The sequence below is a fragment of the Emticicia agri genome (assembly GCF_004168285.1).
GTDB lineage: Bacteria > Bacteroidota > Bacteroidia > Cytophagales > Spirosomataceae > Emticicia > Emticicia agri.
The window spans coordinates 1-18,004 of the sequence record NZ_SEWF01000078.1; the positions used below are offsets into that span (position 1 = coordinate 1).

At 40.1% G+C, this 18,004-nt stretch carries 22 protein-coding genes and 1 pseudogene; 11 read left to right on the forward strand and 12 right to left on the reverse strand.

Annotated features, from left to right (window positions below):
• Nucleotides 1–424, forward strand: a pseudogene (locus EWM59_RS25905) (integrase core domain-containing protein); the annotation flags it as partial.
• Nucleotides 425–913: 489 nt separating this feature from the next.
• Here the strand turns inward: EWM59_RS25905 and EWM59_RS25910 are convergent.
• Nucleotides 914–1,459: a 3'-5' exoribonuclease domain-containing protein gene (locus EWM59_RS25910; protein WP_130024133.1), complete on the reverse strand. Its 546-nt coding sequence runs from the start codon at nucleotides 1,457–1,459 to the stop codon at nucleotides 914–916.
• A gap of 498 nt (nucleotides 1,460–1,957) precedes the next feature.
• Here EWM59_RS25910 and EWM59_RS25915 point away from each other — a divergent pair, with 498 nt between their 5' ends.
• Nucleotides 1,958–3,232: a tyrosine-type recombinase/integrase gene (locus EWM59_RS25915; protein ID WP_165372304.1), complete on the forward strand. Its 1,275-nt coding sequence runs from the start codon at nucleotides 1,958–1,960 to the stop codon at nucleotides 3,230–3,232.
• A 10-nt stretch (nucleotides 3,233–3,242) separates the two neighbouring features.
• Here EWM59_RS25915 and EWM59_RS25920 read toward each other — a convergent pair whose 3' ends face one another.
• Nucleotides 3,243–3,467 carry a helix-turn-helix transcriptional regulator gene (locus EWM59_RS25920; protein WP_229239434.1) on the reverse strand — a complete coding sequence of 75 codons (225 nt, stop codon included), beginning with the start codon at nucleotides 3,465–3,467 and terminating at the stop codon, nucleotides 3,243–3,245.
• 279 nt (nucleotides 3,468–3,746) lie between these two features.
• Here EWM59_RS25920 and EWM59_RS28480 point away from each other — a divergent pair, with 279 nt between their 5' ends.
• From EWM59_RS28480 to EWM59_RS27890, 5 genes are all read left to right on the forward strand, one after another.
• Nucleotides 3,747–4,286 (forward strand): helix-turn-helix domain-containing protein, encoded by a 540-nt coding sequence (locus EWM59_RS28480; RefSeq protein ID WP_229239435.1) that lies wholly within the window; start codon nucleotides 3,747–3,749, stop codon nucleotides 4,284–4,286.
• 55 nt (nucleotides 4,287–4,341) lie between these two features.
• Entirely contained in the window at nucleotides 4,342–5,064 is a 723-nt protein-coding gene (locus EWM59_RS25935; RefSeq protein ID WP_130024135.1) for a DUF8464 domain-containing protein, read from the forward strand.
• Nucleotides 5,065–5,073: 9 nt separating this feature from the next.
• Nucleotides 5,074–5,547: a JAB domain-containing protein gene (locus tag EWM59_RS25940; RefSeq protein ID WP_130024136.1), complete on the forward strand. Its 474-nt coding sequence runs from the start codon at nucleotides 5,074–5,076 to the stop codon at nucleotides 5,545–5,547.
• 96 nt (nucleotides 5,548–5,643) lie between these two features.
• Nucleotides 5,644–6,483 carry a DNA-methyltransferase gene (locus EWM59_RS25945; RefSeq protein WP_130024149.1) on the forward strand — a complete coding sequence of 280 codons (840 nt, stop codon included), beginning with the start codon at nucleotides 5,644–5,646 and terminating at the stop codon, nucleotides 6,481–6,483.
• The gene (locus EWM59_RS27890; RefSeq protein WP_165372305.1) at nucleotides 6,480–6,632 is read left to right on the forward strand and encodes a hypothetical protein; all 153 of its coding nucleotides are present in this window, start codon (nucleotides 6,480–6,482) and stop codon (nucleotides 6,630–6,632) included. Before EWM59_RS25945 ends, EWM59_RS27890 begins: the two co-directional genes overlap by 4 nt.
• A gap of 66 nt (nucleotides 6,633–6,698) precedes the next feature.
• On the opposite strand, the gene EWM59_RS28635 is transcribed toward EWM59_RS27890, so the two are convergent.
• Complete coding sequence (locus EWM59_RS28635; RefSeq protein ID WP_262709318.1) at nucleotides 6,699–6,830, reverse strand: hypothetical protein; 132 nt, start codon at nucleotides 6,828–6,830, stop codon at nucleotides 6,699–6,701.
• 7 nt (nucleotides 6,831–6,837) lie between these two features.
• On the opposite strand from EWM59_RS28635, the gene EWM59_RS25950 reads away from it, so the two are divergent.
• The 3 genes from EWM59_RS25950 to EWM59_RS25960 all read left to right on the forward strand — a co-directional run bounded on the left by EWM59_RS25950 (nucleotide 6,838) and on the right by EWM59_RS25960 (nucleotide 9,056).
• A complete protein-coding gene (locus EWM59_RS25950; RefSeq protein ID WP_165372306.1) occupies nucleotides 6,838–7,626 on the forward strand; it encodes an N-6 DNA methylase in 789 nt (262 codons plus the stop codon).
• Nucleotides 7,627–7,673: 47 nt separating this feature from the next.
• Nucleotides 7,674–8,564: an ArdC family protein gene (locus tag EWM59_RS25955; protein WP_130024138.1), complete on the forward strand. Its 891-nt coding sequence runs from the start codon at nucleotides 7,674–7,676 to the stop codon at nucleotides 8,562–8,564.
• A gap of 276 nt (nucleotides 8,565–8,840) precedes the next feature.
• A complete protein-coding gene (locus tag EWM59_RS25960) occupies nucleotides 8,841–9,056 on the forward strand; it encodes a hypothetical protein (protein WP_130024139.1) in 216 nt (71 codons plus the stop codon).
• Nucleotides 9,057–9,090: 34 nt separating this feature from the next.
• Here EWM59_RS25960 and EWM59_RS25965 read toward each other — a convergent pair whose 3' ends face one another.
• The 5 genes from EWM59_RS25965 to EWM59_RS25985 form a co-directional block, all read right to left on the reverse strand.
• Complete coding sequence (locus tag EWM59_RS25965; protein ID WP_130024140.1) at nucleotides 9,091–9,474, reverse strand: hypothetical protein; 384 nt, start codon at nucleotides 9,472–9,474, stop codon at nucleotides 9,091–9,093.
• Nucleotides 9,458–12,208: a MobF family relaxase gene (gene mobF, locus EWM59_RS25970; RefSeq protein WP_229239436.1), complete on the reverse strand. Its 2,751-nt coding sequence runs from the start codon at nucleotides 12,206–12,208 to the stop codon at nucleotides 9,458–9,460. Before mobF ends, EWM59_RS25965 begins: the two co-directional genes overlap by 17 nt.
• A 169-nt stretch (nucleotides 12,209–12,377) precedes the next feature.
• A complete protein-coding gene (locus tag EWM59_RS25975; RefSeq protein WP_130024141.1) occupies nucleotides 12,378–13,238 on the reverse strand; it encodes a hypothetical protein in 861 nt (286 codons plus the stop codon).
• A 28-nt stretch (nucleotides 13,239–13,266) separates the two neighbouring features.
• Nucleotides 13,267–14,763, reverse strand: a complete 1,497-nt coding sequence (locus EWM59_RS25980) for a type IV secretory system conjugative DNA transfer family protein (RefSeq protein WP_130024142.1) — start codon at nucleotides 14,761–14,763, stop codon at nucleotides 13,267–13,269.
• Between the two features lie 107 nt (nucleotides 14,764–14,870).
• Nucleotides 14,871–15,497, reverse strand: coding sequence for a hypothetical protein (locus tag EWM59_RS25985; protein ID WP_130024143.1), 627 nt, complete (start codon nucleotides 15,495–15,497; stop codon nucleotides 14,871–14,873).
• A gap of 67 nt (nucleotides 15,498–15,564) precedes the next feature.
• Between EWM59_RS25985 and EWM59_RS25990 the strand changes: the two genes are divergently transcribed.
• Nucleotides 15,565–16,326, forward strand: coding sequence for a hypothetical protein (locus tag EWM59_RS25990; RefSeq protein WP_130024144.1), 762 nt, complete (start codon nucleotides 15,565–15,567; stop codon nucleotides 16,324–16,326).
• 4 nt (nucleotides 16,327–16,330) lie between these two features.
• Here EWM59_RS25990 and EWM59_RS25995 read toward each other — a convergent pair whose 3' ends face one another.
• The 4 genes from EWM59_RS25995 to EWM59_RS28485 all read right to left on the reverse strand — a co-directional run bounded on the left by EWM59_RS25995 (nucleotide 16,331) and on the right by EWM59_RS28485 (nucleotide 17,959).
• Complete coding sequence (locus EWM59_RS25995; protein WP_130024145.1) at nucleotides 16,331–16,597, reverse strand: hypothetical protein; 267 nt, start codon at nucleotides 16,595–16,597, stop codon at nucleotides 16,331–16,333.
• Between the two features lie 2 nt (nucleotides 16,598–16,599).
• On the reverse strand, nucleotides 16,600–16,869 hold the full coding sequence (locus tag EWM59_RS26000) for a helix-turn-helix domain-containing protein (RefSeq protein WP_130024146.1): 270 nt from the start codon (nucleotides 16,867–16,869) through the stop codon (nucleotides 16,600–16,602).
• A gap of 68 nt (nucleotides 16,870–16,937) precedes the next feature.
• Complete coding sequence (locus tag EWM59_RS26005; RefSeq protein ID WP_310587833.1) at nucleotides 16,938–17,615, reverse strand: IS630 family transposase; 678 nt, start codon at nucleotides 17,613–17,615, stop codon at nucleotides 16,938–16,940.
• The gene (locus EWM59_RS28485; protein WP_130021386.1) at nucleotides 17,528–17,959 is read right to left on the reverse strand and encodes a helix-turn-helix domain-containing protein; all 432 of its coding nucleotides are present in this window, start codon (nucleotides 17,957–17,959) and stop codon (nucleotides 17,528–17,530) included. Before EWM59_RS28485 ends, EWM59_RS26005 begins: the two co-directional genes overlap by 88 nt.
• Between the last annotated feature and the right edge of the window lie 45 nt (nucleotides 17,960–18,004).

Genomic DNA, 18,004 nt, shown 5'->3' on the forward strand with positions numbered 1-18,004 from the left:
CGCTTTAGTAGCCGCTGATATGCTCAATGATAAGGTTATTCCTTTTCATGAGCAAAATCAGATTCGTCTACTAAGAGTTTTAACTGATAGGGGTACAGAATATTGTGGTAATAGGGAGCAACACGAATATCAATTATATTTGGCTATAGAAGATATTGACCATACTAAAACTAAGGCCAAAAGTCCTCAAACTAATGGTATATGCGAGCGTTTCCATCGTACTATTCAGGATGAATTTTATGCGGTTGCCTTTCGTAAAAAACTGTATCATTCTTTATCAGAACTACAAAAAGACTTAGATTCGTGGCTGAATCATTATAATACTCAGAGAACTCATACTGGTAAATATTGCTATGGTAAAACACCAATGCAAACTTTTATGGATAGTTTACAGTTAGCTAAAGACAAGCTCTTGGAAGAGGTCTTTAAAATAAACATCTTAGAAGACAATAAAAAAATGACTGAAGTGCCAGTTCAGTCATCTAATCCAGAGTTTAACTGGAATGCTATTAATATGCTATCTGACAGTTAATTTTAGCACCCTTCTGTCAGATTAAGTCTTGTCTATTACACCTAATGCTATGACTATCGTAATGGTCTGAAGTAGAAATACATCATTCAGAGTAGATAGAATTGAGACATTCCTACGAAAAGGAACTCTTTAGCGAATTCTTTAATGTAGAAATACATCATTCAGAGTAGATAGAATTGAGACAGTATAATGAACACCAGCACCAGCTCCCACACTGTAGAAATACATCATTCAGAGTAGATAGAATTGAGACTACTTCCCAAACCTTGCCATTCTTATGAAGATGTAGAAATACATCATTCAGAGTAGATAGAATTGAAGTAACAATTATTTGCTTAACAAAGAAAGTGCCTCGGTTAACATATATTATGAAAAACAAGACTAAGGTTTAAAAGAAGAGAATAGTTTTTTGTGGCAAGCCTTCACCAGCAAAGCATCATAAAGGGCATTATGCTTGCTAAGAGGGAAATTAATACTCGAAGTAGAAAAATCACTCACAAACGCCTCACGACTAATATCAGGCTTAACACCTCTTATCTTAAATGCTGTCGACAAATCAAATGGAATAAAAAAAATATTGCCGGGTATGCCAAAAGCATCACCAAAAAGATTACAAAACAAAACCCAGTCATAGGCCAACACATCAGCCCATATTTCGGTATCCTCAAATCTGGCTAACCATGTGGTTAAAGCAGTTCTTACTTTAGAGCTATCTCCTTTTATAAATGTTCGGTTGTCTTCATAAATATCTGCCACCAAAAACAAATGCCTCATTACATTTGCCTCTATCCAGTCATTAAGCTGAGTAGTAGCATAATCTGTCAGTTCTGCATAAAACACATCATTATCTTCACTCACCAACGCAATCGAAATCAGCGTAGTCTGCTGGTGCAAGCCCGTAAATTCAGTATCAAAGAAAATTTTCATAGTAATATGTAATCAAGCAGAAAGTACGCCCCTCCTATACGAAACAAAAATATTTCTTTTTAATCGATTTTGAAACAGATTTTACCTGATACCCTTATCAAAGACTTTTCAGACATCAACCTTAGCCCTATAAAAATTCTTACTTTTTTCTTATAAAACTTAACATTACCCGCTACAACAGACTTATACGAGCTGTAAGACCACATTCTAATAAAATAATTGGTACCCAAAATGGTACCCAACAAAAAGCTTTTCAGAATATGTTAAACTATCACATTATATAACTCATTGAAAAAATTGGTGGGCGTAACAAGGATTGAACTTGTGACCTCTTCCATGTCAAAAATGGAATCTATCAATTAGTATGGTAAAATAGTGTTTAGTTCATGTTTAAAAATACTTGATTTTACTGCATTTCCTCTCTAATGTAGTTTAATAAGATTCAGACAGATTGAAGTCTTATTGGTACCCAGGATGGTACCCAAAAAAGGAGACATAATGCCTAAAAACAAATTGCACCTCTTATCTGCTCTATATACCGAACGCCTGACCCATTCAACAAATGACCAAATGTATAATGATGGAGGAGGTTTATATTTAAGAGTTCGTTCCAATGGAACAAAAGAATGGGTTTTTCGCTATACCTCTCCTATTACTAATCAAAGACACAAACAGACAATTGGTTCTTATTCAGATACTAACCTTAAACAAGCAAGATTGTTAGCTTCTCAAAAACGTTCGTTGCTTGAATCTGGCCTTGATCCTTTAATTGAAGCAAATAAACAACTCCAAAAGGAAACAAAGGAATTAGCGGAAAGAAAAAGGCAACAAAGTCATACTGTCAGGAACGTGTTTGAAGCATGGAAACAAAACGAATTGCAGAACCGAAAAGACAAAGGCAAAGAAATCAAACGTGCATTTGCGAAAGATGTCTTTCCTATTATCGGTGATACTCCTGTCAATGAAGTAACCAGACAAGAGATTAGAAGTATTTTAGAACGTCTGACCAAACGTAAAGCCAAAAGTATGGCGAACCGTCTACTTGCCAATCTCAAACAGTTCTTTGGCTATGCAGAGGATGAAGAATTAATCAACCTTGATCCAACCAGACGTTTGACTAAAGAACGAGTGGGTGGCAAAGAAAAATCACGTAAAAGGTATTTAGAGGAACAAGAACTAATTCTATTAAAAGAGTTATTGCCTCAATCAGGTTTAAGAACCGAATATGAAGCCTTAATTTGGTTTCTACTATCTACAGGATGTCGGGTCAATGAAGTTTTGCGTGCCAAATGGGAACATTTTGATATATCCAGAAGAATGTTTGTCATTCCTGCTGAACATGCCAAGAATACTTTGAAACATGAAGTCTATCTGTCAAGGTTTGCTTTGAAACAGTTAATCATGCTGAAAAAAACAAGAACAACCCAATACCTTGTGCCTAATCGCAAATCAGATGGACCGATCACCCGTCAGGTATTGACCAAACAGGTTACCGATAGGCAACAGGAATCCTCTGAAAAAAACAGGGTGCATAACCCTCAGGCATTGATACTACCGAAAGGTCGTTGGGTCATTCATGATCTCAGACGTACTGCCGGAACTATTATGCAGGAATTGGGGATTATGCCCCACATTGTCAAGAAATGTCTCAATCAAAAAATTGAAGATAAAATCATTGAAACCTATCAACGTGCATCATTGATTCAGGAACAGAAAGAAGCCTTTGAAAAATTAGGGCAATATTTATTGGCTATTGGGCAAAAGAAAAAATAATGAGTGTGAATCAACCGGATTTATTTTCACGAGAAAGTTGAAATTGTTGCAGACATTGGTAAATATCACTGGTTTTCCAGGCCGTGATACGTGGGCCTAATTTATAGGGTTTAGGGAATTGTCCGGTTTTGCAACCATTCCACCAGGTTGCTTTACTTACTGGTATCAACTTCAGAATCTGACTTAAACGCATATACCCAAAAGATTCCTGACTGAAATGTTTGGTATCTGTCAACTCAATGCTCCCTGATTAGATATGGCTCCGATTTGTAGTCGAAAACATTAGTAGTGCAGTATGAATACTTTTTTCAAAAAGAAATAAAAAATCAAAATCATTAAGTTCCATAGCAATAAAGAAATTCAACATAGATAGTTCAGGCAACCATGCTATCGTATGTGTTCTTTTCAAGTCAGGAAATCGAAAGATAATATCGTCTTTTTCAAAAGCATTATTGGTTTGTGTTTAATGAACTGATGAGTTGTTTGACAGCAAGTACACGAATCCTTTACCCAGATGTCCGAAGTTTTTGCTTCACGAATTTGTTCCGGGATAAAAGGAAAAGAAATGTCGAAAAATCCTACTGCCAATACAAAGCCCTTCCTTTTTAATCCTGACTTAGCTGATTCATCACTCGAATACGAACTGGCAAAAGCAATAGAAAAATATCCCCTTTCCCGGATTCTTTTAAATACCGAAATGGCCGCTCAGTATCTTTGCTTTTCAGCCTGCACTTTAGCGGCCTGGCGTTCCGGCAAACGTCATCATTTACCCTACCAAAAAAAAGGTAAAATCATTTATTACCGTCTCTCGGATTTAAATGCTTTTATTACCAAACATGCTTCTCAATCTTTGGAAAATCCGCATCTCTGCCAACCACTGCTTAACCGCAAAAGAGCAGCCCATGAGGTTAATTCTACCTTAGGCACTTTAGAGGTCTGGAATAGTACCGGAACAAAAGAATTGGTTTATATCAAAATCGGCAGGGCTGTCCGTTATCGGCCTTATGATCTGTTGGCCTTTAATCTGGCACGACTTCGGATTCGTAAGTCCTGAATAATCACTGATTAATTTTTCATTCAATCCCATCCCTACTCAACAGGAGAACGCAATGGTTAAACCAAAGGCGGAACTTACCGCTATGACTGACATTGAAAGAATTTTCCAATCCTCTTCACAGGAAACCAAACATTTACCCCAAAATTTTGTCAATCCGGTTTTAGTTTTCCCGGCCGTGAAGCATTATCCAGGTTCAGCATTAGTCATGAAAAGTAAACGAAAAAGCATTCAAAGCAAAGGGTTATTTGACTTCCTGAAAACATTAGGCATCTCCTGCGAAATAGCACAATACTACTTTCATGAAGTCTGTGTGTATAATAAACAAACACAGGAAAAACTCAAAACACTTGGCTTTCGGAATGAAGAGGAGGGCTTTGAACTAATCAATCCCTTTTTCAGAGGAACCATTGGTTCGCAAGCCATTTCCTTTATCCGTGGGACAATGCCTAAGCCCGAAAGTATCCATCTCTTTAAAGACAGCCTGGATTTCCTGTCTTTCCTAAGCAAACTGGGTGGGAAGAAACTGCTGGCTGACACCATCATTTTACATGCCACAACCTGTCTGGAACAAATCAATCCATATATCTGCAACTATGGTTATAAACAGGTTTATTCCTGGATGAGCAATGATCAAACCGGACAACAAGCGAAAGCATATATCCAGAATCTTGTCAGTGCAGAGGAGGAATCAAAGCACAAGCCTATGAATATGCTTTATGCTTCCTATAAAGACCTTAGTAAATGGTATCAACAACAATCGCAGAATAAATCATAGGGAAGTACCATGAACTACGCACAACTCAAATCCTTATACCGGGTTTCAGAAATCGGGATTCATTACAAATACAAAGTTCCTTATAAAGACAGAGTTCATATAAATTCACCCTCCGTTGCTTATGATGTGCTCAGATTGGCATGGGATCAGAATAAGTTTGAACTTCTGGAACAGTTTAAAATCCTGTTGCTCGACAACAGAAGTAATTGTCTGGGACTGGTCGATATAGCTTCCGGTAGCATCAATAGCTGTATTGTCGATACAAGACTCCTGTTTTCTGCGGCATTGAAGGCTAAAGCCAGTGGAATAATTCTCTCTCATAACCATCCATCAGGCAGTCTGATACCCAGTGAAAATGACAAAAAACTGACTGAAAAAATCTGTGAAGGAGGTAAGATTTTAGATATTGCCATCTTCGACCATCTCATTGTTTCTCCGCAAAGTTATTACTCCTTCGCTGACAATGGTCTGATGCCCAAATAGCAATCAATCATTTGCACTTTTTTATTGAATCTTTCCCACCAAAGGACAGAGGCCTTGCAGACTTTTCACAAAATTATTCAGGGTGATTGCCGAAAGATGAGTGAGTTAGCTGATAGCTCTGTTCATTTAATTGTTACTTCACCTCCTTACTGGAATATCAAAGATTATGGGACTATACAACAGATTGGCTTTTATCAGAGTTTTGAAAACTATATCAACCACCTGAATTTAGTATGGCAGGAATGCCATCGTACTTTGATGGATGGTTGTAGGCTGTGTATCAATATTGCTGATACCATTGCTGTTAAAACCCATTATGGCCGTAACAAACTCATGGCCATTCATTCTGAAATCATCAAGTTCTGTGAGATTATCAGCTTTGATTATATGGGAGCCATTATCTGGCAGAAAATCGGCAATGACAAAGGTGTCTTTTTAGGTTCTTATCCCTTTCCCAGAAATGGGGTCATTCAGATGGACTATGAATATATTCTTGTATTCAGAAAATCAGGGAATAGCCCTCAACCTACCCCATTACAAAAAGAGTTTTCAAAAATGACTCTGAAGGAATGGCAAAAATACTTTGCAGGACATTGGAATTTTCCGGGAACGCTCCAAAATAAGGGACATATAGCTATGTTCCCTCAGGAACTCCCCCGCAGATTAATCCGCATGTTCAGCTTTGTCGGGGAAACGGTGCTTGATCCTTTCGGTGGCAGTGGCACAACTGCCTTGGCTGCGAAGAACAACGGCAGAAATTCTATCTCCTATGAAATCAGTCCTGATTACATAGAAATTATCAAAGACAAACTGCAAACCTATCAAGGTGATTTATTCGGGACAAGTTTTGAGTTTGTTCAGCAACAAGCAGGTGAAATGGGTTTTGCTGATATGATTTCAAAACTGCCTTATCTTTTCAAAGACCCACACGTATGACCAACCACTTAGATATGTTATCTCTTTTAAAAAGGCAAAGGGGAACAAAACAGTCCCCCGATGAACCCAAAACAACTTTTGCTGTGACTAAAAAAGTCCTCCAATTTCATCAATACCGTTCTGAAATGCAAACAGCAGAGCTTATTTAATCGCATTAATCCTTCATGGGTGGTGGTTTGATGCTGTCAGCTTGGCTCAAAGAGCGGTGATGACGCTTATCCCTCTTTTTTACTGGGTAAAAAAGCTCTCCGAGGCGACTCATGCCAATGCTTGGCAGTCGGGGAGCTATCACCGTTCTTTGCGCCTTTTTCGCTGCCATTATCCACCACCCAGAAAGGGAATCTCATGCAAGACATGGTTAAACTGATCCATCAACTCTCCTATCGCCACAGTACAAATAAGGTGTTTGCAGACTTTGTGGAAATGTCAGCCATTACCTTGAGTAATGCTACTGATAAAACCCAATATGAACCAAGAGAAAAACGCTATCTGGAGATCGTCAAACACTACAAACCGGAAGAACTCCATGAGTTTCCCAAACTCTTAGGTATGCTTGTCAATCATCTGGAAGAAGTACCACAGGATGTATTAGGCGAGGTTTTCCATGCGCTTGAATTGCACAATGAACGCAAAGGACAGTTCTTTACTCCATTCCCTATTTGTCGGATGATGGCAAAAATGATTGTGGGTGATAGTCAACAGAACATCATCAATCAATATGGTTTCATTACTGTTTCAGAACCTGCCTGTGGCACAGGAGCCATGATTATTGCCGCAGCCAAGGAATTAAAAGACAACGGAATTAATTATCAGCAAACCATTCATGTAACGGCTGTTGATTTAGATGCTACCTGTGTGCATGCCGCCTATGTCCAGTTCTCCTTGCTCCATATTCCGGCAGTAGTAGTACATGGCAATAGCCTTTCCCTGGAAGAATTCAGCTATTGGTACACACCAGCACACACGCTTGGTTTCTGGGATCAAAAGCTTAAACGAAAAGCCAGCTCTTTGACACTCAATGAAATGATTTCCAATAGAACTACAGATGAATTGGAAAAAGAAAGCATCTCTGATCTTAACGCCGCTCTCTCATCTGTTACAGAAAAAACGCCTTCACCCGGAATTCAACTGCGATTGTTTTAATCAATCAATCTCCGATCCATGCCAATCTGTTTCCACAGGATTTCTCAATGAACCAAACCGATGACATTTATACCCGCATCACCAATAAAATTCTGGCCGACCTTGAAAAAGGCGAACTGACCTGGCGAAAGCCCTGGAATAGTGCGCACTTGTCTGAAAATGTCCAGCGTCCTTTGCGCTGGAATAATATCCCCTATACAGGCATTAATACCGTTGTTTTATGGTCAACGGCAGCAGAAAAAAGTTATGACTTGCCGCATTGGATGACCTTCAATCAGGCAGTAGATTTGAAAGCATCAGTCCGCAAAGGAGAAAAAGGTACACAAATCATTTATGCAGACCAACTATTGAAAGAAGAAGAAGACAAGCATGGTGAAAAACAAATCATTCAGATTCCTTTCCTGAAATCCTACACCGTCTTCAATGCCCATCAGATTGAAGGGTTGCCTGAACATTTTTATACAATGGCTGAACCTGTCCCGGTTAATACACCCCAACGAATGGAGGGCATTGAAACTTTTTTTGCACAAACCAAAGCTGATATTCGCAAAGGCTATAAGGCTGCGTATTATATGGGTGAGGATTATGTGGATATGCCTCCCATTGAAAGTTTTGCAACAGCCCAAGATTATTATGCGGTGTTGGCTCATGAAATCACCCATTGGACGAAGCACCCAACACGATTGAATCGGGATTTTAGCCGAAAAGTCTGGGGCGATGAGGGCTACGCAAAAGAAGAATTGGTAGCAGAAATCGGAGCCTGTTTTCTGGCTGCTGATTTAGGTTTTGAACCCATGCCGGAGGAGAAACATGCCGCTTATATCCAATCCTGGTTACAGGCATTGCAGGACGATAAAAAACTCATTGTCTTTGCTGCTTCCTATGCCCAGAAGGCCACTGAATATCTACATAGTCTGCAAAGTCCGGTACTGGTCTAAACAAACAGAAGAGTGGCTATTTCAGGTTTTGTTGCTTTGGGTAAGTACACAAATTATCTTTTGTTTATGGGTGATTGAATGCTGTCAGTCTGGCTCAAACGCTGTGCCTGCGCTTATCCCTTATTTTACTTTGTAAAATAATCCTGGAGTGGACACTCTGCGACTCCTGACAAAAAATAGACGGCAAGCATCGATTTTTTGTCATTCGGGGAGCTGTCACTGCTTTTCGAGCCTTTTTCGCTGCCATCATCAACCACAAACAAAGGAGATTTGCTGATGACAAACCCAAACGAAACCACTGAAAAAAAATATCCCACACACCAGATTTTCCTCGTTACGCCCATTCCAGGTAGTGAAAAATCGAATTGGCTAAAAGTTGCGGCCGTTTGGGCAAACAAAGACGGTAAAGGGTTTAATATTGTCCCTGAACATCCTATAACTCCCGGCGGAAAATATGTGATGAGACCGTATAGCCCCAAAACCAATAAGTAATAAAATCAGGCTAGGCAGATTGATTCTGCCTAGCCTAACTTTTCTCTTCTATCTGTATGTCTGTTACCACCATTTCTGCCTCCTCCCCATATCTTTCATCTACCTGATAAATGAACTGTGGCAACTGTTTTTTGAATGCTAAAAATAAGGAGGTTAAACCATAGCCGGAAAGTGTGATCAGTTTGGAGGGTAATTCAATGATCATCGTATTCTTTTCCTCGCTTATCCTGAATTGGGTATGCACCACATACGAATAAGGGAAGTCATCCATATTCCCGTCTTTCCATACCAGACAAAAATTACGGATCGAGCCTTCACCAGAATAATATGTAGGGTCATTCTCTTGTGACTCTGAATCCGATTGACCCGGATTATTTTCCTTCATCTGGTCAAAACGCAATTTATAATTTTGGCTCATAAGGATTGTCTTTATTAGGTGCTGGTTTCCTGTCTCCTTTCTGTGGGTTCTTTGGAGTTGTCTTAGGCATCTCCCTGTTGATTTTGTCCCGGATTTGCTGATGAATTAAATCTGTATCAGTTTTACCGCTTATCAGTTCTATGGCTGACTGGCGATCACCAAGTTTTGCCGCATGTTCCATTAATTCCTGTTTCTTGTCTGTATAAATCTTCACGCCTTCCTTACCCCGTGAAACAGACACATAAAACTGTTTGGAACTGGTGGCCGGAAAGGTGGCAGCAGGTTGAGCAATCAGCACCTGATCTACACTCTTTCCCTGCGAGGCATGAGACGTAATACAATAGGCATGGGATAAATGCCCGAAGTCCTGATTGATTTCATACTCCGTCTTGCTTATCAGATTTCGTAGTTGAATTTTGCCTGAATTACTGACTTTCAACACTTCAAACATTTGCCCGTTGAGCAAATCTTTCTTTTGCAAATCGAAGCCATTCCGGGTAACACGAACAATATCTTTGCGGGCTATCGGAATCAAACTTTTTTCATAGACTTCGTAATCCTTGCTTTTTTCTGTGGGTAAAATGCGTGTTTCTTTGGCCTCGTTCTGAATATGAATCCCTTTCTCTGTAAATGCACTAATCGTCCACTGACTACCTCTTTTGATATGGGGCAGGTTCTGGTTAAATTGTACTACCTGGCCTTCCTGCAAATTGCGCCAGTCGCCTTTTTGTGCTTCAGTCAGGTTCAGGTTTTGCAGACGTACCATTTGCTTTTCTTTTTTGCCCAGCATGCCCGATGATTTCATCTTTTGCCGCAGTGCTTCCGTTACTTCATCACTCTGTTGACGGGTCGGAGAAATCACTAAAGCTGTCTTTTTATTTTTTAGGGTATCCAGATAATCATTCACCAACATTTCATAGGGTTTTTTCGGGTCTATCTCTTTGATGGCTCCCATGTCTTCTAATTTTTCAAAAGCACTGGCCACATCTCCCACAGATAAATCTTCTACGGCTTGTTTATAGATTTCATTCTTTTGCCGATAAATCTTACTGATTTCTGCGGTCTTGATGCCTGCTACTGTATTCAAAATCCGTAAGGCATCCCCTCTGTCAACGCTGGCATGCTGACGGGTATCTCCTACCAGAATCAATCGGGCATTCTGCTGGTCTGCTATCTCAAGCAGGCGGGTCATGTCTCTGGTGCCTAACATGCCTGCTTCATCGACAATCAATACCTGTCCTTTCAGTTTATTCTGCATGTCCCTGTCTAGTTTCAAACGGCTGACAGTATCTGCCTGCTTAAATCCTGACTCCCTGAGTGTCCCTCTGGAAGCCTCACTTGAAGGCGCAATGATGGTAATGGTCTTACCTGCCTGTTCAATTAAAGGAACGAGTTCTTGCAGGGTTGTCGTTTTTCCTGTCCCGGCTTTGCCTGTAATAATCGAAACCCGGTTAGTTGTGCTTAATACGTGTTCAATGGCTGCCTTTTGCTGCCCTTTTGATTGGAGTTCCGGTAATTGGTTATAGATGGGTCGTAATTTCCCTTGTCCCTGACGAGCCAGCCTCACCATTCTTTGTTCTTCTGCCAGCACGGCTTTCGTGGTGGTCATCAATTTCCCTTTTTCTTCCACATGGATCAGCCGGGAATCCTGTGCAAAGTTTTCAGTAATTCCCTCCAATGAAACTTTTGCATGACCTATGCTGTAACGATAGGCGGAGGCCAGCAGTCGTCTGTCTTGTAAGACGGATGCTCTTTCAAAACCATGTTGAACCGCAAAATCTATACATTGTTCCGGGGTCAGGAGGCGTTCTTCTTTTTGCTTAGCATAGCGAATAACCGGATTTTCCTGCTTACCTTCTTTTTCTGATTGTTCATGAATCTGCCTCCGCCATTCGATGGTCAGATCCTCCATCGAATGACCTTTCTGTTTTTTACTTCTTGTTCTGGCACCTAATTCGTCTAATTCTTTGGCATCGATAATGCCCTTTTCTTTCGCCATCCGACCGATTTCATCGGTGCGTTTGGAGAACAGGCCGATGATGGATTTAGGTACGCCTTTGACTTCAAAAGAGGTCCGGGTGGCTTCAATCCCATATCCCAGATTGATCAAATCATCCGATAAGTATTTCTGAAAACGTGCCTGATAATAGGGCATGTCCCTTTTGATGTCCCGGAACTGGCAAGCCTTGATCCGTTGTTCGGTTTCATCCCAGGTCGCATTGAAGACGAAACAATGCGCATGCAGGTGAGGGTCCGGCATCGACCCATCCACAGGTCTTGCCGTCTGATGGGTGAAATCGACCCACAGCAGCTCGCCTGTCGGCCTTTCTTCATCCCGGCCTCTGGTACGTACTCTTGTCTTGCTGTCCCGCTCTATGTCCTGCATGGTCGCTCTGACGCTTCTTTCAAAAACTTGCAGGATATGGTCGTCTTTGGAGAGGACATGCAGGATGGAGACGGACTTTGGGCAATGGAAATTAATATCATAGCCCACCGTCCGGTCGTCTTTGGTTCGGGGGGTTAAAGCCTTTCCGGTCGCCGGATTGATATTGTCGCACAGGTCATTGAACAGGTCTTTGGTGACCTGTCCTTTGATGCCTAAACGTTCAGCTAAAAGACCCTGTACTTTCCCCTGTAATTCCTGATCAGTGACATAGTAGTCAGACCGGGAAAGTTCATCTTTGAAATAGGCTTTGGCATGGGCGGCAGAACTGCTTTGTATCATCCGTATCATATACCATCGGATTTATACTCCACTACAGGAACTATTTTGATAATTAGTATGCTGATTAAACATGAGCTAACAAATGAGCGAGTGATTAACACTTGGGGCTGTCTTGTAAAATTGGCCGTCAATAGAATGCAGAAAGTATCAGACATCTTCCCTAAGGACAGCTTAGGCATTAATCCACCTCAATGGAATCGTCTTCTTCAAACATGTCGGCGACCTTTCTGCGGGTGTCAGGATCGGCAGGTTTCCTTCCATAATACCTTACCCCATTGGTTTCTTTAGGGTCTTTATCTGCTATAAACGCATTGGCCTTTTCCTGCGAAAACAGCATTTCATCAATGGTATCCATGATAAACTGATCACCCTGAAAATAGGCAATCCGGTAATTCATCCAGTACCCAATACTACTTAAAACAATCAGATAGCCCAGCATTTGTTTCAGGATAATGAGTATCACTCCAATCACAAAAAAGAATAAAGGCTCTAAAACTGTTTCAATCATCCGGATGTCAACGCTTTGGTTCTTCCATTTAAAATCCTGAAAGCGGGGGTGGATTTCTCCCGGATCTACACTACTGCGGCCGAAGTCAAAGACCGAGGGCAGGCGCTTAATTTCCTTGTAACGCTCCAAAGCAAAATAGTAGAAGGCTCCTAAAAACAGATACCAGGTGAAGTGATGCAGAAAGAAATACCCCCAGTCAAAGCCTCTTGAACTTCCGCCAAAATTTCTTGCTTCCATTACGGCATTCATCTCACGCATAGAGTTGTAATCACCCAAACTATTTCTGCCCGTATCACTTAAGGCTGATAAAGCTTGCAACTGGGGACCAAACACAATGGGAAAAGCAGCCAGGACGATTAACAATAGAGTTGCCGTTCCGATTGAGAAAAAACGTTCGCCCATATTTTTTCGAATGAATACTTCCAGTAAAGTACGGGGGAAGGATAATAGACGGAGAGTTGAGCCTAATACCGCCTCTTCCAGGGCTTGAGAACTTTTGTAAACCGAGCGGAAATACAGGTTTTTCTTCATAGTGGTTAAAATTAAACGTGAGACAATATTAAGGTTGGTACTGTTGTTTAAACGTCATTTTCACATGGTTCAGCCCTTTATGCACAGGATCCCCCTGACGGTGCAGATAGCCTTCTACTTTACCTTCATTCAATGTCCCACCTGTCTTTAACCGCACAAAATCTTCCGGTCGAACCATCCTTTCCAGTTTCAAGGATTGCCCTCTCCAATGAGAAAACTCTTTGCCAATCGTCTGTGTAGAAGATTCATCTACAAAGTAGGCATCCCCAATGAGTTCAGAGGCATATTTATTGGTTTCTATGTCTGCATTGGCATGAAAGATTTTTGTACCCAATGTACCCATGAAGCTTTTAACTCTGTACTCTGCTTTTTGCCCACCCATACAGGCATAATAGTTCGGTAGGTTTTGAGAGATATACACCGTTGAAATCCGGCTACTCCGTGCCGTTGCCTGATAGTCTGCATCATGTTCATGTAGGAAATTCTGAGCTTCGTCAGCCCATAAGAATAGAGGTCGGTTATTGGCACTAATGGAACGTTTTTCCATTGCCCGCTGCCATATATATTTGAACAGAATCTGACAGTCTCTACCCACTTTCTGATAGACTTTCACCGGAAGATTCAGCAGAATGATTTTACCGTCTAAGCAGTCTTCCGGCTGGATATTGGAATCATGACGGCAGAATAGTGAATAAATGGGTTCTCTCAGGAGACGAAACAGAAAACCTGAAAAAGTGAAATCAATAATCGAGCGGGTCTTTTCACTCAGGGAGATATAGTTTTCATTGAAAAATTGTCTGACAAAGTTGTATAAGCGAGCTTCAGGTACAGCGTTTTCTACTTCCACTTCCAGCGTTCCTGCTTCATCCATTTCCTCTTGCAATTCTTTAGATAAATGCAGATACCAGTCGTCAACCTTCTCATTGACCTTGGACTGCGCTTTTTGGAAAGCCCGGTGATAGGCATTGAGGGTCTCTGAATCCTTATTTTCCTGATCAGCTTTAGGAATGGATTGAACAATGTCATAGAGTGTTTGGATAGATAATTGACCATAGGCCAACAGGCACAAATCAATGACATTGAATATGAGCATATCCAAAGCGGTTTCCCAGAAAGGGTCATCGCTTTTGCCGTTCTTTTCTTCTCCGGCTCTGATAACGGTCTTTAAGACCTCAACCATATTTTCCGTGATGGATTGACCGGATGCCTGCGTGGCTTCATATTGCAGAAAATTGAAGTGATAGGCTCCGCCGGGTTCAAGGATTAGCAGGTCTTTTGCACGGCCTGTTAATTGGCAATAGTCCTGCCAGACTTCTTTTTCGTCTGGCTTGACAGTCAGCACTAAACCGCCGAACCCGGCTTTCAGGTATTTCAAAGCTAAAGTACGACCTGAACCACTTGATTTCCCGGAACCAATACCGCCGAAAATCTGCACACCTTCTACCGCATGGCGGATTGTCCAATGTCCGTTGCTTGAACCGGATGGAAATTCAATGAGAGGCTTATCTAAGTCAAAGGTATTCACGCAAAAGAGGTAGGGTTATGCACACAAAAATTGTTTATCAAAGATAACAATCATTTATAGATTTTTTATTTAGTGGACTGAAAATTTATTTTTCGGCTTGTATTTTTTTAAATGATTGACTGCATAGCCAGCAGAGATGAATTGTTGGCTGCTTCTTCTCCTTCTTTTATTAAAATTTCCCTGTACCTGATACTGGTCATGACCCGGTAATCAATCGCACTTGTTTCATCACCTAACGGACGATTGTCTTTAGCAATCATCTGACTTAGCCAGATAACAGCCGCTAAGGAATATTCCAATGGTGGTTCATAGCCCATGATATGATTGATCCTGCGGTGTGCCATTTGCACGTAAGGCATGTATTGCTGGTAGTGTCGCTTATAAATATCCGGTTCGTCAAATAATGGCTTGTCTGCTTTCAAATCCCATTTCCGCATCACTTTCAGCAGTTCGTCCGTTCGGTAATACAAGCCTTGCAGATCAATTTTCCCAAAAAGGTATTGATGATAGTAGAGCCTCAAATCCGGTTCATACAATATCGTGATGGATGGCCTGGGAATATACCCCAATCTTTTTTCAATGAGAGATAAAGTCTGCACTTCCAGTTCAGGATAAACCTTTTCCCTGATTACTATATCTTCCCATGAAACAGCATCTGAAAACACATACCCAAAAGCTGATTCAAATGGGGAAAGACAATGCTGCTTTAGATAATCGTTGGGTTTGGTATCCATCTTTCACTCCGAATAACAATATTTTTTAGTATATTGGCATAATAAAATAAAGTCAAGTTATTTTTTTATGGAGAAAGCAGATAAACATACAATAACACCTTCATTCCCTGAACCGTTTGAACGTTTTGAGCAGGAATTAGCCCCGGATATAGCTGGCTTACAAAATGCTATGAATCAGTTAGAGTATAACCAGAAAGAATGGCAACAGGCTTTGAAAGATATGAAAAACGTCTTGCCGCCTCATCCGAACTATTCAAATCATGAAGCAGTTGTTCAAGGGTATCAGAAAAATATAAGAGAACTGGAAGGGAAAGTACAAGAGTACCAGGCTAAAACATACGGGCGAGTGGAAAGAATTTTGAAAGAGCATGAAGTTGAACCTGAATTAGCCAATCAAGTCATGACTGCTTTAGATGCAAAAGTTCATCCTGAAAAATATGAGAATAAAAGTCTCAATGAAGATAAAAACATGGCTCAGGAAGATAAAGAAGCAGAGTCTATAAAGCCCACTGTAGAGAATCCTGCTGATTTAACCAATGTATCCCAAACAGAGAAAACTCCACCCAAACAGGATTATACGCTTTCACTCATTCAACAAAAAAGAAAACAGCAAAAACAGTTGCAAGAACAAAAAGCTGAAATCTCCGAAAAAACAAATGAACTGGAAAAGTCTGATGGAAAAGAACCTATTCCGGTATCCGGGTCTTTGAACTACCAACTCAACTATCAACTGAAGTTTCAAAAACCTGTTTCAAAGGAGCAACCAAAAGAAAAACTGGTAAAAGACTTTTCTAAAAACAATAAAGATATTTCTCCCGATAAGGACTAAAATTCTATTCTTTGTCTATCTGTTTATTCTGATCTTTGGAGGGGTTGTTAGTCCTATCCGGTGTCGGCTTGTCTTTCAACCAATTGGGCAATTTTTCTTTCAATTGTTCTTTGATGAACTGTTCACGACCTTGTTGCATTCCCAAAATTCTTGGGCTTACCGCTTCAATTTTTGAGAGTTTTTCTGATAGTTCAGGTTCATACTGGGCTATGATATAACCGTCATTAAATCCCTTTAGGTAGTCAGGATCTATTTTGTTAGTTTCTTCCATAATTAGAAAGTTTCACGGGCATTTTTTTCAAGATAAGTTTCAATAGAATTTCTATCGTAGAGTATTACTTTCTTTTGTGGTTGCGAGAACCTTATTTTCCCTTCGTCACGCAACTTTTGCAAGGTGGTTTTTGACTTGATTTTTAATAAGTCCATCGCTTGTTCATCTGATACCCATTTTTCTTTGGCATGAGTATCTTTCTCTTTTAACCGATTAACCACTTGTTCAATCAAGGCATAAAAAGCAACTTCTTCAAGACAGATCACTTGCATAAATAAATTCGAGAAGTAATAAATTTAACTGAAATAGAAAAGTACGTAAGTAATACGACAAAATTATTTTAAATTTTAATTTTAGAAAAGTCGATTTGATAGTCAAAACCAAATTTAGACCAAATTTTGTCAAGGGCTTTTTTGAGGGTTTCCAAATCTTGATAATCACTAGGCTTAAGCCAATAATATTTAGTATGCCTCCAAAGCCTTTCGATTCTGTTTAGATGTGGACTGTAAGCAGGCAAATAGAAAATATAGAGCCCTTTGTTTTGCCACAATTCTAACTTTTCTTGAAAAACTTTGGCGTGATGAATTCTGGCATTATCAATTACTAAAACTGTTGGTTTTCTAATTTTATCAATAAATATTTCTATTGAATTGATGACAAAATCAGCATTAATAGTACCTTTTACATCAAAAGTGTAAAGTTCATTTCCATCAGCATTCATCAACCCAAATACATTGATATTCTTGCCTTTTTGTGGCAGAATATAAACGGGTTCATCTGGAAATTGCCAGCAGTAAGGTACGACACAATTGAGCGAAAAACCAGCCTGATCACCATAAAATAAGTCAATATGACTTTGTTGGTGGAGCTCGAGTAAGTCATTTAAGCAGTCTTCTTTATATGCGTACTCAGAAGTGTTTTGCTTTGACTTTAAACTTTTTCTGGCTCTTTTCCAACTGGCTCGACAAGTGTTTTTAAAAAACGCTCTAATGTTCTTTGAGAGAAGTCTTTCTGTAATGCTTCTTTCAGTTCTTGACGTACTTTTTTCAGAGTCTGAGGGCTTGATTTTACTTTGCTTTTTACCAATGATTCATCAGCTGCATTGAAAATAGGTTTGCGACCCTGACCCAATTGATTGCGTAAACCTACTATCCCATGCGTTTCCCAACTGTCAAACCAGTTAGTGATGGTAGGGTGGCTTACTTGAAATATAGATTTTAGGCTATACATATCATACCCCTGATGACTTAGCAATAGACAATGACAACGTTGTTTGAATTGATGATGGGTAGCATTTTTGTACCCTTCTTCCATTGTGATGACCTCACTTGGCTCTAATTTAATATATCGTTTTGCTCGCATAGAGCAAAGTTAACAATTTTAAAATAATTTTGTCGCATTACTTAA